General features: G+C 55.8%; 10 protein-coding genes. 4 read left to right on the forward strand and 6 right to left on the reverse strand.

What is annotated here, in order from left to right; translation table 11 throughout:
- Positions 1–128 precede the first annotated feature (128 nt).
- The 3 genes from ABIE59_RS05450 (at position 129) to ABIE59_RS05460 (ending at position 6,586) form a co-directional block, all read left to right on the forward strand.
- Complete coding sequence (locus ABIE59_RS05450; protein WP_354444981.1) at positions 129–5,276, forward strand: RHS repeat domain-containing protein; 5,148 nt, start codon at positions 129–131, stop codon at positions 5,274–5,276.
- A 3-nt stretch (positions 5,277–5,279) separates the two neighbouring features.
- Entirely contained in the window at positions 5,280–5,744 is a 465-nt protein-coding gene (locus tag ABIE59_RS05455) for a hypothetical protein (RefSeq protein ID WP_354444983.1), read from the forward strand.
- 176 nt (positions 5,745–5,920) lie between these two features.
- On the forward strand, positions 5,921–6,586 hold the full coding sequence (locus tag ABIE59_RS05460) for a nitroreductase (RefSeq protein ID WP_354444985.1): 666 nt from the start codon (positions 5,921–5,923) through the stop codon (positions 6,584–6,586).
- A 12-nt stretch (positions 6,587–6,598) separates the two neighbouring features.
- Here the strand turns inward: ABIE59_RS05460 and nirD are convergent, their stop codons facing one another.
- From nirD to ABIE59_RS05475, 3 genes are all read right to left on the reverse strand, one after another.
- Positions 6,599–6,967, reverse strand: a complete 369-nt coding sequence (gene nirD / locus ABIE59_RS05465) for a nitrite reductase small subunit NirD (RefSeq protein WP_354444987.1) — start codon at positions 6,965–6,967, stop codon at positions 6,599–6,601.
- 169 nt (positions 6,968–7,136) lie between these two features.
- Complete coding sequence (nirB, locus tag ABIE59_RS05470; RefSeq protein ID WP_354444989.1) at positions 7,137–9,650, reverse strand: nitrite reductase large subunit NirB; 2,514 nt, start codon at positions 9,648–9,650, stop codon at positions 7,137–7,139.
- Between the two features lie 27 nt (positions 9,651–9,677).
- Positions 9,678–10,907 (reverse strand): NAD(P)/FAD-dependent oxidoreductase, encoded by a 1,230-nt coding sequence (locus ABIE59_RS05475; protein WP_354444991.1) that lies wholly within the window; start codon positions 10,905–10,907, stop codon positions 9,678–9,680.
- A 364-nt stretch (positions 10,908–11,271) separates the two neighbouring features.
- On the opposite strand from ABIE59_RS05475, the gene ABIE59_RS05480 reads away from it, so the two are divergent.
- Positions 11,272–12,570: a nitrate- and nitrite sensing domain-containing protein gene (locus tag ABIE59_RS05480; RefSeq protein WP_354444993.1), complete on the forward strand. Its 1,299-nt coding sequence runs from the start codon at positions 11,272–11,274 to the stop codon at positions 12,568–12,570.
- Positions 12,571–12,619: 49 nt separating this feature from the next.
- On the opposite strand, the gene ABIE59_RS05485 is transcribed toward ABIE59_RS05480, so the two are convergent.
- The 3 genes from ABIE59_RS05485 to ABIE59_RS05495 all read right to left on the reverse strand — a co-directional run bounded on the left by ABIE59_RS05485 (position 12,620) and on the right by ABIE59_RS05495 (position 16,044).
- Complete coding sequence (locus ABIE59_RS05485) at positions 12,620–13,483, reverse strand: ABC transporter ATP-binding protein (protein ID WP_354444995.1); 864 nt, start codon at positions 13,481–13,483, stop codon at positions 12,620–12,622.
- 192 nt (positions 13,484–13,675) lie between these two features.
- On the reverse strand, positions 13,676–14,668 hold the full coding sequence (locus tag ABIE59_RS05490; protein ID WP_354444997.1) for an ABC transporter permease: 993 nt from the start codon (positions 14,666–14,668) through the stop codon (positions 13,676–13,678).
- A gap of 11 nt (positions 14,669–14,679) precedes the next feature.
- Complete coding sequence (locus ABIE59_RS05495) at positions 14,680–16,044, reverse strand: CmpA/NrtA family ABC transporter substrate-binding protein (protein WP_354444999.1); 1,365 nt, start codon at positions 16,042–16,044, stop codon at positions 14,680–14,682.
- Positions 16,045–16,104: the final 60 nt, after the last annotated feature.

The raw sequence follows: 16,104 nt of genomic DNA on the forward strand, positions 1-16,104 counted from the left end.
CTGTATTGCTTGCGTTTCTTGCTCATGATTCTCCTCCTTGTGGAGATGATGAATCAGAGCTTAGGCACCTGTCCAAAATTTGGGGTCCACTTCAAACTGATCAAATCCTGTTCATAGGTAATGATTTAGTGAATAGGGCTTGGCAACTTTATCAGGGTTCCTCTGGTCTAAGTCGTATTTCTAGCGTTCAGCAAGCAGTCGACGCTGAATGCAAACCTTACTTTATGGACATCCATGGCGACCGTTTAACAGATCTTGTTTTCGAGTGCGGCTCAGCGGGGCAGCTCTTTATTTCCAATGGTTCAGAGTGGGTCAGCGTAAACAATGACATATCCGGACTGGGTTCTGTTCTCAATACGGGAAAAGGTGGCGCTCAGATAGGGGATATTGATGGTAGTGGCAAGCAAAAGCTTCTCGTTCCGCCGATTAATGACGGTGGTAACTGGCAGGCTGTGACAGTTTGGAATGATGGCGATTACACTCTCTCAGATACTGGTTTACCGCACACGTTGAAAGTAACCGACATTGAGCCTCCCGACAGCCCTTACACCGACTTTATCAACATCATTCTCGATGGAATCGATCGGCGAAATCAGGCCGTTCAGTTTGGTGACTTTACTGGAAATGGTGTGCCTGATGCAGTGCAGGCCAACGCCGCCACGAACAGGTGGGACCTATATAGTTCTTCCCGAGATCGGTTTTATGGCATCCAATCACTTCGCAATCATCTCGGGTATCAAACTAGTATTATAAGGTCAACTTTGGCACAGCCCGATATTTACGACCCGGTGAAACCGGATCACCCTGAGTTTAGGGAAGCACCTCTGAATCTCAGTGTTGTGGAACGTGTTGAAGGTTCAGACGGTCGGGGCGGTGAACGCACAACTGCGTACCTCTACAAAGGTGCACGAGTGCACTATAAAGATCTGGGCTTCACCGGGTTTGAGAGCATTTCGCAGACTGATAGCGCGACGGAATTGTCAGAGCTTACCGAATATGAACAAGACCACGCCGACATAGCGTGGGTTCTGAATGGCAGACCGAAGCGTACTGAGATGCACTGGAATCTAGGAGGTCACGCAGGCCCGGTTCAAATCTCCAATATAGATTGGGTCGTAACCCAAACGTCGGCAGGGACCGAATTTCCAAATAAAGAAAGAGAAGTGACGGCTGAGCTGGATGGAAACTATGCAGTCGCTCATGTCACGGAAAAGCAATATCAGATTGACGTTGCGTCTGGAACGTACAATAAAACTACGACGAAGGTTGGAAGTGGGACCATTGTTCAGGGTCATCCCTCAATTGCCCAAGTTCAGCACCAACGCATTGTAGAGAAAGCTGAAATCTCCACAGATCTCTCCAGCTGGCTGCTGGGGTTCGTGGGCAGTCTTCGTGAGACCTCAACAGCTTTCAACTCGTCCGGAATAGACGAGACAGTCCGTGAAACCCGGTTTACCCAGTGGCCGGGCACCTTAGATGTTCACACAAAGACAGCTTTCCCCGGGGATCCAACACTCACTTATACCGAGCGCGTGCAGTACGATGCTGCTGGGAATAGGACGTCAAGGCGATTGGAGGGCAATGTAAATTTCACCGCCAGGGAGTGGACCTATAATGATTTTATTCACGGCCTGTATCCGCAGCTTGTAACAGCTCCATTGAACTCCGGTTCCTCTGGCATTGAGTATGATTTGAGGTTTGGAGAGCCGATTAAAGAGATCGGGCCAAATGGCCTGTCAACGCACTATCGATTTGATGCCTTTGGTCGGCACGTAACAACAGTTTCGGCTTTAGGTGTAGTTACAGACTATGAATATGCTCTATGTAAAAGTAGCTGCACCCTGCCAGGCCAAAGTGATCATGAGGCCTCATATCGAGTTACAAAAAGAGTAACGCATCCGGACGGCACAGGGTTGGGTTCACCAACCAGAACGGAGTTTTTTGATCAACTGGGAAGGAGAATTGGTACTTCCGAGCTAGGCTCTGATGGCCAGCCTGTTTATCAAATCTGGAAGTATGATTCTGCAGGACGACTGGTATTCGAGTCGCGCCCCTACCGCGGGACTGAACCCGATGCGTACACCACCCATTCGAACTTCGATTATGCGGGCAGGGCGCAAGAGTCGGTGTTACACAACCGTGTTGACGGGGTGATAAAACGAGAGCAGCGGACTTACAGCTATCGAAACCCGGGTGTTGAGACATCGTTGTCCTTGCTAACCGTTTCGGAAGGTGGAGGAGATGAGAGCTGGGAGTCTTTGACTACTTCCGTCACAGATAGCCGTGGAAAGATTGTTTCTATCGAAGAAGCTGTGGGTACTCCCCAGAGCATCGTTACCGAATACGAACACAATGCTCTAGGTGCGGTCAGTTGGGTGCAGGTTAATTCGGACTACCGCACGACACTCACCCGAGAATATGATGCGGGTGGTAACTTGATTCGAGAAAATGACCCTGATGCTGGCTCAAAATTCTATGAATACGATGCGTTAGGCAATCTCATCGCAACGGTCGATGCGAACGGCAACCTGATTGGCTGGGCCTACGACACGCTTGATCGTCAAATCATGAGGACTGATACAGATTCAGATGGTAATGAGGAAATATCCGAATGGTTTTACGATCTTTCAACTGAATGTGAAGCCTCGGGTAAGTTTGTGGGCGCTCTGTGCCTGACGAGGCAATCGTCAGGGTTCGAGGAGTCGTACAGTTACGATGCACTGGGTAATCTGGAGACCACAGTTACTTTCCTGCCAAATACAACGTTCAATTCCGGATTATCATTTGCAAGAGTGCATGATGAATTTGGCCGAGAAGTTGCGAGGTCCTACCCAAATGGATTTTCCGCCTTCTTCTCCTATAACGCATTCGGTTATCTTGACACCATCGATAATGACAATGGTGAAACCCTAAAAGAAGTTCTGACGAGGGATGCTGAGGGTAATGAACTTAGCTACACGTTAGGCAACGGGGTCGAAGTACATAAAACTTACTCCAAAGCACTTGGCACTTTGGCGTCGGTATCCGCCTCAGGTATACAGCAAGAGGAATATACCTGGTTTGGCAATGGGTCACTTTATAAAAGGGCCAGAAATGGAATTTCGGTTACCTACTCCTATGATCCATTGAACAGGCTTTCTATGGTCTCAGGCCTTGATAGTGATTCTGGTGATGTGATCCATGAGGCCTACACCTATGATGCACTTGGTAACGTGCTTAGCAAGCCTGGCGTGGTTGAGGCGGCTTACTATGATACTGAAAGGCCCCATGCCGTTCGTGAGGTCAAGCTTGGACAGCATTCCTTTAGTCCGGAACCTACGCCAATAGCCGTTTATGCGCCCGCGATTCCTTGTCAGGAGGGGGGAGAGATTGTGGGGGGGCGCTGCCACGTCGATCCCGGCGAGATTGAAGCTGTTAACCATAATTTTGTTTCACAAATGATGTGCTCAATATTCACACATGAATATGACGGAAAATGTTATGAGCGAGTTTCATTTGTATGCTCTAAATATCAATCTGTTTCCACTGGTATCTATAGTCGTTCTAGGTGTGGAGCCATATACTCTATTCCACTGATGTCATTTGTTCCCGCCCCGAACTGTCCCGTTGATCTCCCCACTAGGCTAGAGTCATTCAATATGTACTCAGGCACTACGGTTCAATGTTTTGATACAACTGATCGATACGTTGTATGCCCATCAGGAAGTTTTCAGGCGCCAGATAAAAGAAAGGGAACTTGTTATAAATCTCCTCCGGTACAAGATGCAGTATTGTCGGAAAAGTGTGTGGCATCCGGGGAATCGCATGGGAGCCTTCATGATCCAAATACTGCGGTCCATAATGGAAGCTGTTGGTATATTGTTAAAGACATAGACCCAGTGTGTCCTGCCGGCTATCAGTGGTCGGAAGGAATTAATCCGACGTCCGAATGGCAGGACGCAAAAGCCTGCTATAAGGAGGAATTGGTTAATTCAGAGCCGGATCACCCTGATATCGATCAAATTATCACCTATCAGTATGACGAAAATGGGAATGTTGTTCGCCGTGGCGATGAGACGATAGCCTACAACACAATTAACAAACCGCTGGTTATTCGAGGGCCATCCGGCGAAACGCAGTTCCGATACGGTCCAGATCGAAGTCGCTACTCGCAAGCTTCAGCAGCCCGCAATGCGGTTTATGTGGGAGGTGGTCAGTATGAGGTCGTCCAGGAAGGTTCTCGTACCCGTGAAATAGCATACGTGGGTGACTTCCTTCAGGTCGTAAACGAGGGAAGTGGACACACATACGAGTACCTGCACCGCGACCATCTGGGATCTATTATTGCTATGTCGGACGCAACGGGCTCGCCGTTAGGAAGCATTGCTTACGAGCCCTTTGGTAAGCGCTCCGGAGACATTGGCTTGAACCACCGAGGGTTTACCGACCATGAACATTTGGCGGGGTCTGAGCTGATCCACATGAATGGTCGGCTATACGATGCAGTGATCGGGCGGTTCACCACGCCGGATATTGTGGTTCAGAATGTTTACGGATCGCAGAACTACAACCGGTACAGCTACGTGTTGAACAACCCACTGTCGTTCACGGATCCCACGGGTTACTGTAGCTACTCATTGGCCGAGGGTGGAGATTGCCTGGGTTACGCTCTTGACCTTAGGGAGTTTCACATTGTCGAGAGCGATCGTGCCTGGGCTGAGGGGAGATATGCAGATTCCTTTTTTAGCGGCTTGAAAGCAGGTTTCTGGACGACTGTGGGGGTACCGGTAGGTTTCATTAACCAAGGCATTGTGGAAGTTGGTAATTCGTCATACCGAGCGACGTTGGCTTTGGTTGATCACAATTACTCGCAGGTTGGCCGGGAAGCCGTGAACTTGGGGATGGCTTTTACTGCTGCAAAACTTGTTGGTGGAAGTAATTGGCAAGGCAGCTCTGTAAACGTTCATTTTACTCCAAATATACCAGCGAATAGTGGAGCTATGGTGGATGATGTCCTCAGAGCGGGTGAGTTCACGTACACAAGGACGGCCGGCAATCATATTAATGACATTGTGAGTCGGGGGGCATTTAAAGGGGAGTTGTCTCGGCCATATATGAATTCACCACTTACTATTCGTGAGATTATGTCCTCAGGAAAGGGGGTGCCTGATCCGGGTGGCCTTCCGGGTGCATTGAGGTATGATGTGCCTGGTCAGTTTCGAAAATCTCAGGGCAATTGGGAGTTGGTTGTAGATCCAAAGAATAACACTATCTATCATTTTCTTTTTGGGCATTGAATTGTGAAATTTACTATTGAGGCTGGTTCGTGCCGCACTGAGAAAGAACTCGTATATAGGCCTGAAGAATTCTCCTTTGACACCGAGCCATCAGCTTCCGATGGGTTTACTTCGCTTTTAATAAATGATGTGCAGCTTGAGGTTGATAGTGATGGAGTAGTTGCAGCTGTTTGGGGGCTCTGTCCATATTTAATGTGGATAGATTCGGTTGTGACTGCGCCGAGCAATGCTACATCAGGCACTCTAAGAGTTTCTGAGCCTAGCGAGTTGGTGCCTGGTGTTGGTATTCGTCTGTGTAAGGAAAGGCAAGCGGTGTTTGGAGATTCGACTTCAGGATGGATACGAATTGGCCAAGAAGCAGAGGAGGGTGCGCTGGTGGAGATCTTTAGTGGTGCTGTTGTTCAGTTGACGAAAGGTGGCGAATTTGGGTGTATCTGGCTGAAACCGAGTAACTACCCTGTTGCGTGAGTAGTAAAAAGAATGTCTAGCACCCGCTTTGCTGGGATATTCAGAAGCGGGTACGCTATGAATGAACTATCCTTGTGCCTCTATCGAGGCCTACTCGCTGTTAACCCGTTGAAAAGTTACAGTAGACGCTGTTTTGTCTAAAAACTAAGGTAGGTTTTTATATTGGAGCTCGGTGAGTGAACATAAACCATGCCGTCCAGTCCCGTAAATCCGTTCGGGATTTCCTGGACACCCCGGTCTCCGAGGCGACCCTTCGCAAAGTGATCGAAACCGCCACCCGGGCGCCTTCCGGCGGCAACCTGCAACCCTGGCACCTGCACGTAGTGACCGGCGATGCCCTGGCCAGGCTGAAAACCCTGATGCAGGAGAAAGTCAGCAAAGGCTTTAACGAAGTGCCGGAATACGAAATCTACCCACCCAAACTGCAGTCACCCTACCGCGACCGCCGCTTCGAGATTGGCGAGCTCATGTACCGACAGCTCGACATCCCCAGGGAAGACAAAGCCGCCCGCTTTGAGTGGTTTAAACGCAACTTCGAATTCTTCGGCGCCCCCGTGGGCCTGTTCTGCACCGTCGACGACAACATGGGCCCGCCCCAGTGGTCCGACCTGGGCATGATCCTGCAAACCATCATGCTCCTGCTGCGCGCCGAAGGCCTCGACAGCTGCGCCCAGGAATCCTGGTCGGTGTACCCGAAAACTATCAGCGAATTCCTGAGCTTGCCCGAACACCGCAAAGTCTTCGCCGGCATGGCCATCGGCTACGCCAACCCGGACAGCCCGGTGAACCAGATCACCAGCCCGAGGGCACCGCTGGAAGAAAACGTCGAGTTCATCAGCTGAAGTGAACTGACATCAGGCGGCCACCGACGCCGCCTGATTTACCGGCACTTCCAGCCGGATGCGATCACCGTCCAACAATACCGGATACACCTTCACCCGGGTACTGTCATCCTCCAGACAGACACCGGTGCGCAAACTGAAATGCTGCTTATACAACGGCGACGCCACCACCGGCTCCCCGTTGATATCGCCGGTAATCCCCCGGGCCAGCACGTTCGAGCCACTGAACGGATCGGTATGGCTGATGGCAAACAACGCCGGCAACCGGTGTGGCAGGTAGAACACGGCGACAGGGCCATCTTCGGTCCACACCGCCACACCGCAATCGGCTACCAGATCGTCCACAGTACAAACCGCTTCCCAACAAGTCCGAGCTTTCATAGCAAAGTCTCCAAAATCCAAATGTATGTCAGTTTCCTATCCCACTAGTGTTTGTGAGCGTGGGGGCCGGATTCATTTTCTGGCAGGAAAAAAGATGTCTGAGCAAAGCGAGTTGTTTTTTCCAGAAGAAAATGAATCCGGCCCCCGCGCTCCGCCCCTAAACAGAAGGCTACGAAGAAACCACCTCCAAAACCGGCCGACGCTGCCCCCGCTCTGAAGTCCACTGCTGCACAGGGTCCTTCTGCTCCGGCGCATTCACAAACTCCCGGAACCGCTTGCGCTTCTCCGGATCCTCAACGGCGGTCTTCCACTCGCACTGATAGGTGTCCACCAGATCCGCCATATGCTGCTCCAGCTCCTCGCCAATACCCAGGCTGTCCTCCAACACCACCTGCTTCAGATACTCCAGGCCACCCTCCAGATTCTCCATCCAGACCGATGTCCGCTGCAGCCGGTCCGCCGTGCGCACATAGAACATCACCACCCGGTCAATCGTGCGGATCAGCTCCTCATCCGACAGATCGGTGGCAAACAGATCCGCATGCCGGGGCCGCATGCCGCCGTTGCCGCACACGTACAGGTTCCAGCCCTTCTCCGTGGCAATCACCCCGAAGTCCTTGCTCTGTGCCTCCGCGCATTCGCGGGTGCAGCCAGACACCGCCATCTTCACCTTGTGGGGCGCCCGCAGGCCCTTGTAGCGATTCTCCAGGGTGATCGCCATGCCCACACTGTCCTGCACGCCGTAGCGGCACCAGGTGCTACCCACGCAGGATTTCACCGTACGCAGGGATTTACCGTAAGCGTGGCCGGTCTCGAAACCGGCGGCGATCAGCTTCTCCCAGATCTCCGGCAGCTCACTCAGGGTGGCACCGAACAGATCCACCCGCTGGCCGCCGGTAATCTTGGTGTACAGGTTGTACTCCTTGGCCACCTCGCCCAGAACGATCAGCTTGTCCGGGGTGATCTCGCCGCCGGGAATTCGCGGCACAATCGAGTAAGTGCCGTTCTTCTGCATATTGGCCATGAAGGTGTCGTTGGTGTCCTGCAGCGGCACGTGGTCCGTGGCCAGGATGTGCTCGTTCCAGCAGGTAGCCAGAATCGAGCCCACCGTGGGTTTGCAGATATCGCAGCCCTGGCCCTTGCCGTATTGCTTGAGCAGGCCCCGGAAGGTGCGGATGCCGTTTACCTTCACCAGATGGAACAGCTCCTGGCGGGTGTAGGGGAAGTGTTCGCACAAATCCGTGCATACCTCCACGCCGCGCTTTTCCAGCTCGCTGTCCACCACCTTTTTGAGCAAAGCGGCACAGCCGCCACAGCCGCTGCTGGCCTTGGTTTCAGCCTTCACGCCGCCCAGATCGGTGCAGCCGGCGTCAATCGCGCAGCAGATGTCGCCCTTGGTGACGTTGTGGCAGGAACAGATGGAGGCGGTGTCTGGCAGGGCATCGGCCCCCAGGGCCGGGGCACCGCCTTCGCTCTCCGGAAGAATCAGTGCTTCCGGGTTCGCCGGCAACTCAATGCCATTGAGGGCGTATTGCAGCAGGGTGTCATAGGGGCCGTTATCGCCCACCAGAATGGCGCCCAGCAGGGTCTTGCCGTCCTGGCTCACCACCATGCGCCGGTAGTGGCCGGCCTGCTCATCGTTATAGCGGATGTTGCGGGCGCCGGGAGTCTTGGCATGGGCGTCGCCGATGGAGCCCACATCCACCCCCAGCAGCTTGAGTTTGGTGCTCATGTCGGCGCCGGTGAAGGCCGCACTGGCGTCGTTGTTCAGCGCCGCTGACAGAGTGCGGGCCATGGTGTAACCGGGCGCCACCAGGCCGAAGACAAAGTTGTTCCAGAGCGCGCATTCACCGATGGCGTGGATGTGCGGGTCGGACGTGGTGCACTGGTTGTTGATCACAATCCCGCCGCGTTCGCCCACTTCAAGTCCGCAGGCCCGGGCCAGGGCGTCCTGGGGGCGTATGCCGGCGGAAAACACAATCAGGTCGGTTTCCAGATGGCTCTCATCCGAGAAATTCATCCGTAGCCGCGCGCTGCTGCCCGGCACGATGGCGGTGGTGGCTTTCTCGGTGTGCACCTGCACACCGAGGTCTTCAATTTTCTGGCGTAACAGGGCGCCGCCCTGATCGTCCAGCTGAACCGGCATCAGGCGCGGGGCAAACTCCACCACGTGGGCCTGTAAACCAAGGCTTTTCAGCGCGTTTGCCGCTTCCAGCCCCAGCAAGCCGCCGCCGACCACCACGCCGGTCTTCGCCTTCTGGGCGCTGGCCTGAATGGCGTCCAGGTCATCCAGGGTACGGTACACAAAGCAGCCTTCCTGATCGTTACCGTCAATGGGCGGGACAAACGGGTAAGAGCCGGTGGCCAGCACCAGCTGATCGTAGGGGTACTCGCCCTTGGGTGTGGTGATCATCCGGGCGTCCCGATCTATGCCGGTCACCGGCTCATTCAGGTGCAGATCAATGCCCTGGTCGGCGTACCAGTCCGCGGTGCCCATTGCCAGATCTGCATGGCTTGAGCCGCTGAAGTACTCCGACAGGTGCACCCGGTCGTAGGCCAGTTGCTTTTCTTCGCCGAAAACCACGATGTTATAGGCGTCAGCGGCCGGAGACTGGCTGAACTGTTCCAGGAAGTGATGGCCAACCATGCCGTTGCCGATCACGATCAGGGTCTGTTTGCTCATAGTCTTGTCCTCTCTCATAGCAGCGGATCAGGCCGCTGCGTCGCAATAGGGTTTGCCGAAAGCGATGGTGTCCCGGTAGCGGGATATATCCGTGCCTGAACGAATCAACCCGCTGTACCAGGGGCCACTGCTGGTGTCGCCGAGCAGAATGGCGCCGGTCAGGCGGTTGTGTTCCACCAGCAGTTGGCCGTAGACCGCTTGGGCGTAGTCCTGCCACTCAATGGTTTCGGTGTGCGGGCCCGGAGTGATCGGCCCGCAGGAAAAAATGGGGAGGTCACTGATTTTCAGGCGGGTGGCGATTTCTCCTGGTGTGAAACTCGGGCTTCCGGACACCTGGCAGAGATGCCGGGCCAACACGGCCGCCTGCTCGTAGCCGGGCTCCACCAGGCCAAACGTGTGTTCCTGAAACTGGCAGCATTCACCGAGGGCGTGGATATGAGGATTGGAAGTGGTCATCTGCGAATCCACTTGTACACCCCGGTCGCAAGCCAGGCCGGCTGCTTCTGCCAGTGCTTTGTTCGGATGAATACCGGTTGCCAGCACCACCAGGTCAGTAGCCAGCACGGTGCCGTCGCTCAGTTGTACCGCCTGGACCTGGTGTTTGCCCAGCAGCGCCGCAGGTTCTGTACCGGTCAGAACGGTGAGGCCCCGTTGCTGTAACTGGTGCTTCAGTAATTCGCCGGCGGCTGGATTGAGCTGGCGGTTCAGAAGGTGCCCGCTGCGATGCAGAATTGTGACGTCCATACCCCGGGCCCTGAGCCCCTCGGCCGCTTCCAGGCCAAGAAAACCGCCGCCGATGACGACCGCACGGCGATGTGTCTGCGCCTGGTGAATCAGGGTGCGGGTATCGGTCAGATCCCGGAAGGTCATCACGCCATCCAGATCCTCGCCGGGCAGGCCAAGACGTGAAGGGCTGGCGCCAGTGGCCAACACAAGGGTGTGGTAAGCCAGCGTGCGCCCGCTTGCGGTCGTTACCCGGCGCTGATGCGGTTCGATGGCCGTGACCGGCTCACGGTTATAGACCTCGATTTTGTGCTGGCGGAACCAGGACCGGGGTTTCAGTTCCAGCTCCGACTCCCGGACCTGATTCGCCAGCAAGGACGACAGCTGGATTCGGTTATAGGCAGCGAAGGGCTCGCCGTTGAACACCACAATGCGGCTGAACGGGTGCCCTGTGGCCACCAGTTGCTCCAGCAATCGCTGCGCAACCATGCCGTGGCCGCAGATCACCAGCGCAGGGGTCTGTGTGTGTTCCATAGGTGCGCTCCCTTACTCAACGAATAGCCGAAAACCAAACGAAAAAAGCCGGAGCATCATGCTCTCCGAAGAGAACAGATGGTCCGGCACCAATGCCAACAACAATGATCTGATGGTCCGGCCTGATTCCATGGCCGGGACAGTCGTCCTTGGTTAGTACTTAGCGATCTCCATGCCAACTTTTTAACTCCATTTAATTCAGTTGCTTAGATGATATCGCTGCTGGATTTCACCTGTGCCGGCCAAAAAAGATGCCCCGGGATGGGGCGAAGCGCACGAAGATGATGCCGGTGGTTCTGGCCTGTTAATTGCTGCAGTCCAGGCAGACAGGAACCCGCTGTGTACCGATACCAGGAGTTGCACCATGAACAGCAAACGCCAGCCCAACACGACCGCGACCGCGACAGCCGCAGACTTTCTGATGGCCTCCCGGCAGTGCGAAATCCGTAACCTGGAGTACTTTCTGCAGATGGGCCGGCTGGTGCAGAGCGTGGCTAACCTGGTGCACGGACTGCAACGGGAGCGGGGGGCTACCAATCTGTATCTGGGGTCCGGTTGCCAGCGTTTCGCCCGGGAGCGTTCGGTCATCCTGAAAGAGAACGACCAACTGGCCGCAATCTTCCGTAAGGCGCTGACTGACATACAGGAAGACCTGACGACCCATCCGGTCAGCAGCCCGCTGCTAGGTCATATTGCCAGCGCCCTTCATAGCCTCGATCAGCTGGCCGAGTTCAGGCAGAAAGTGGTCGGGCAGGAAGCCAGCGTGGCGGATGCCACGGACTGGTTCTGCGACGCCATCCATCAGCTGATTACGGTGGTTTTTGAAGCCGCCGAAACCGTCGCTGAACCCTCCATCGCCGGCCTGTTGGTGGCCATGGTGCATGTAATGAATGGCAAGGAATACTGTGGCCAGGAGCGGGCGGCAGGCTCCGCGGGATTCTCCAGCGGCCAATTCGAAAACGCACTGTCACGGCGCATGATGCACCTGGTTGAAGCGCAGGAACGGTGTTTCGAGGTATTTGTGGCCTTTGCCAACGAAGACAGCCTGGCCCTCTGGCAAACCCTGCGGTCTCACCCGCGGGAACTGGAAATAGAACGGATGCGCCAGAAGGCGGTGTCGGTGGGACCCTATAAGTCCCTGGACAGGGAAATGGCCGACCGCTGGTTTAACCTGATGACCGACCGCATGGATGACCTCAAGAAAATCGAAGACTCTGTAGAGAACGCCTTCCACCACCGTTGCGTGGAGCGCTACACCGAGGCGCGCCACTCCCTGGCTCATCAGGAAACCCTGTTAGCCTCGCTGGAACAGCGGAACGCCTCGACAATGCCGGTGCTGGTGGTCTGCGATAATGGTGTAGATGCGAGTACGGCAGATGCCTGGGCCGGTGACGGTGTCGGGCAACAGTCAGGCAGGTCCATCTTTGATCTGGTTCAGGAGCAAACCCGCCGGTTGCGCCAGATGTCTGAAGAACTGCAAAGTGCAAAAGAAGCTCTGGAAGATCGACGCACCCAGGAAAAGGCCGTGTTGCTGCTGATGGAACATCGTGACATCAGTAACGACGAAGCCCATCGATTACTGCGAAAACTGGCCATGGATCAGGGCAAACGCCTACCTGACGTGGCTAGAGCCCTGGTCTCCATGGCCGGCGTGCTGGGCTGAACGCCAAGGTGTACCGGGGCGGGCGTTCTACCGCCGCCCCGGTACCGACTCAGGCTGTTGCAGTCTGCTTCTCACCCTCCGATTCCCGCTTTGCTGAACTGGCGCCTCGCCGACTACTCAGCGTTTCCAGCTTGCGCTGCTTCTCATACAGGAACGACAACACCTCCTGCCGGTAATGCACGTACTTGGCATCATCCGCCAACGCCACCCGATTACGCGGCCGAGGCAAATCAATGTGCAGATCCTCCCCCACCGTCGCCGCCGGCCCGTTGGTCATCATGATGATGCGGTCCGACAACAGCACCGCCTCGTCCACATCGTGGGTGATCATGATCACCGTGTTGTTCAGCTCCTGCTGAATCTCCATCAGCGAATCCTGCAGATGTGCCCGGGTTAGCGCATCCAGGGCCCCGAACGGCTCATCCATCAGCAGCACGCTCGGTTTCATCGCCAACGCCCGGGCAATCCCCACCCGCTGTGCCATACCCCCGGAAATCTCCCCCGGCCGCTTATTGGCGGCATGGGCCATATTCACCAGCTCCAGGTTGTGGGTAATCCAGTCCCGGCGCTCCTTACGGTTCATCGACTTACGAAACACCTGCCGAACAGCCAGCTCGACATTCTCATACACCGTTAACCAGGGCATCAGCGCATGATTCTGAAACACCACCGCCCGCTCCGGCCCTGGTGAGTTCACCTCATGCCCGTCCAGCACACAGCCACCCTTGGAGGCCTGCAGCAAGCCGGCGACGATATTAAGCACGGTCGATTTACCACAGCCGGAGTGGCCGATCAGTGAAACAAACTCCCCTTTCTGGATCTTCAGGTTCACATTGTCCAGGGCAACGAACGGCCCTTTCGGCGTATCAAACGCCATTTCAACGCCAGTTAACTCTAAATGTGATTTAGCCATAACAGAATCCCCTAAACAGGTCAGACGAGCGCCGGGTGGGTAGTGCCTCCCGGGACCCTCAAAAACATGGATGTTTTTGCGGAGCGTACAGGGACGTATTCACCGCGTGTCCCGGGAGGCACTACCCACCCGGTGCGGCATGCTCCGCCGTCAGAGATTTCAGGGTTAAACGCGGCAATGGGTGAGTGTTGGCTATTCATTCCAGGCCACCTTCTTCTGAATCAACAGCATCACCCGATCCAGCAAAAACCCGATAAACCCGATGGCCAGCACCGCCACCATGATCCGGCTCAACGACTGACTGCTGCCATTCTGAAACTCATCCCACACAAACTTCCCAAGCCCGGGACTCTGCGCCAGCATCTCCGCCGCAATCAGCACCATCCAGGCAATACCCAAAGACACCCTCAACCCGGTAAAAATCATCGGTACCGATGAAGGCAGCACCACCTTGCGAACGTGGGTCCAGAACGACAGCTTCAGCACCTTCGACACATTCAGCAGGTCCGGATTCACCGCCGCCACCCCAACGCTGGTATTGATAAGCGTCGGCCACAAACTGCATAGGGTGACCGTGATCATCGACGTCAGAAACGACTTCTGGAACATCGGGTCATCGCTGACGTACGTGGCTGACACCACCATGGTCACCAGTGGCAGCCAGGCCAGGGGCGACACCGGCTTGAAGATCTGGATCAGCGGATTGACCGCCGCCTGAAAATACCGGTTAAGACCGAACACAATTCCCAGGGGCACCGCAATCAGCGTGGCCAGGGCAAATCCAGACAATACCGTGACCAGGCTGGTACCGATCTGATCGATAAAAGTGGGTGCGCCAGGGTAAGACCGGATCCGCACCTCCGCCTCCGGGTTGTCAGCCAGAATCCTGGCATTACGCTGCTCCTGCATGGCGATGAACTGGCTGGCGCGTTCCCGCTGGTTGGCGTGCTCTTGCCAGAGTTGCCCCGCCTGCTCCCAGACCTGAGCCGGCCCCGGAAAGGCGCCAAGGGACGTCTGCACCTGAGGCGCTGCCAGATGCCAGAATCCCAGAAACACGAGAATTCCGATCAAGGGCAGCAAAGTCTGTTTGCCGGCCGCCAACAATTCATTCGGGCCCAGCCGGGCGAGCAGGTTGCGGCTCCTGGTGGCCATCGACTGACCAATCCTTATGCTTAATGTGCTCATGTTGTGCCCCCTTACGGTGTCTCGGTGCCTTTCAGCCCGATATCAAAGCGTTCTATGTAAGCGTTCGGTTCGCGAGGTGTGAAAGGCACACCGTCAATCAGCTCGCCCTGGTAGGGGCGTTCGAAGTTCTCGGCGTCAAAGTCCGGGAAGTCACTGGCATTCATCACGCCATCATCGATCAGTGACTGTGCGGCCTGGGCATACAGATCACCCCGGTATACCCTGGCTGCGGTCTGCATGTACCAGTCGTCTGGCTTGGCGTTCGGAATCTGGCCCCACCGGCGCATCTGGGTCAGGTACCAGATGGCATCCGAGGGATAGGGGTAAGTGGCGTGATAGCGGAAGAACACGTTGAAGTCCGGAACCTCCCGTACATCCCCTTTCTCGTATTCGAACGTGCCGGTCATAGAGTTGGCAATCACGTCTTTGTCTGCGCCCACGTAGCTGGAGCGTGAAAGCAGCTCTACCGCTTCCTGGCGGTTTGCGTTGTCGTTTTCATCCAGCCAGTAAGCCGCGCGGATCAGTGCCCGTAACAACCGAAGGTGGGTATTGGGATGCTTCTCTGCCCAGGTCTCGGTCACACCAAAGACTTTCTCAGGGTTGTTTGGCCAGATCTCATAATCGGTGATGACCGGCACCCCGATACCCTTGAATACCGCCTGCTGGTTCCAGGGTTCGCCCACGCAGTAGCCTTGAATGGTGCCGGCTTCCATGGTCGCCGGCATTTGCGGCGGCGGGGTAACGGACAGATGAACATCGGCCTGCAAGGTGCCACTGGTATCACCCCGTTGTGGGGCGTAGAAGCCGGGATTCAGGCCACCGGCCGCCAGCCAGTAGCGGAGTTCGTAGTTATGGGTGGACACCGGGAACACCATGCCCATCCGGAACCGCTCGCCTTTGCTCAGGGATTGCTCCACCGCCGGTTTCAGTGCGCTCGCGGAGATCGGGTGGGCGGGTTTGTCGCCATCCATTTCCAGGTGGGGCTTCATGGTGTCCCACACCGCGTTGGACACGGTAATCGCGTTGCCGTTGAGGTCCATGCTGAAGGCGGTAATAATGTTGGCCTGAGTGCCATAGCCAATGGATGCGCCCAGAGGCTGGCCGGCCAGCATGTGGGCACCGTCCAGCTCGCCGGTGATCACCCGGTCCAGCAGCACTTTCCAGTTGGCCTGCGCCTCCAGTTCCACGAACAGGCCTTCGTCCAGGAAGTAGCCTTGCTCCCAGGCAACCGCCAGGGGCGCCATATCGGTGAGTTTGATGAAGCCCAGCTTCAGGTCTGGTTTCTCGGCTGGCCCGATGCTCGCCTGGGCCAGTGTGCTCAGCCCGATCAGCGCGGCTGTGAGCAAGCCTCTGAGTTGATGACGGCGTGTGTTCATGCTGTTACCTCTCTGTGTCTCTCTTTTCTGGCGCGCAAAAAAAACGCCCACCCTCCGTTT

The organism is Marinobacter sp. MBR-99, from assembly GCF_040547575.1.
Taxonomy (GTDB): domain Bacteria; phylum Pseudomonadota; class Gammaproteobacteria; order Pseudomonadales; family Oleiphilaceae; genus Marinobacter.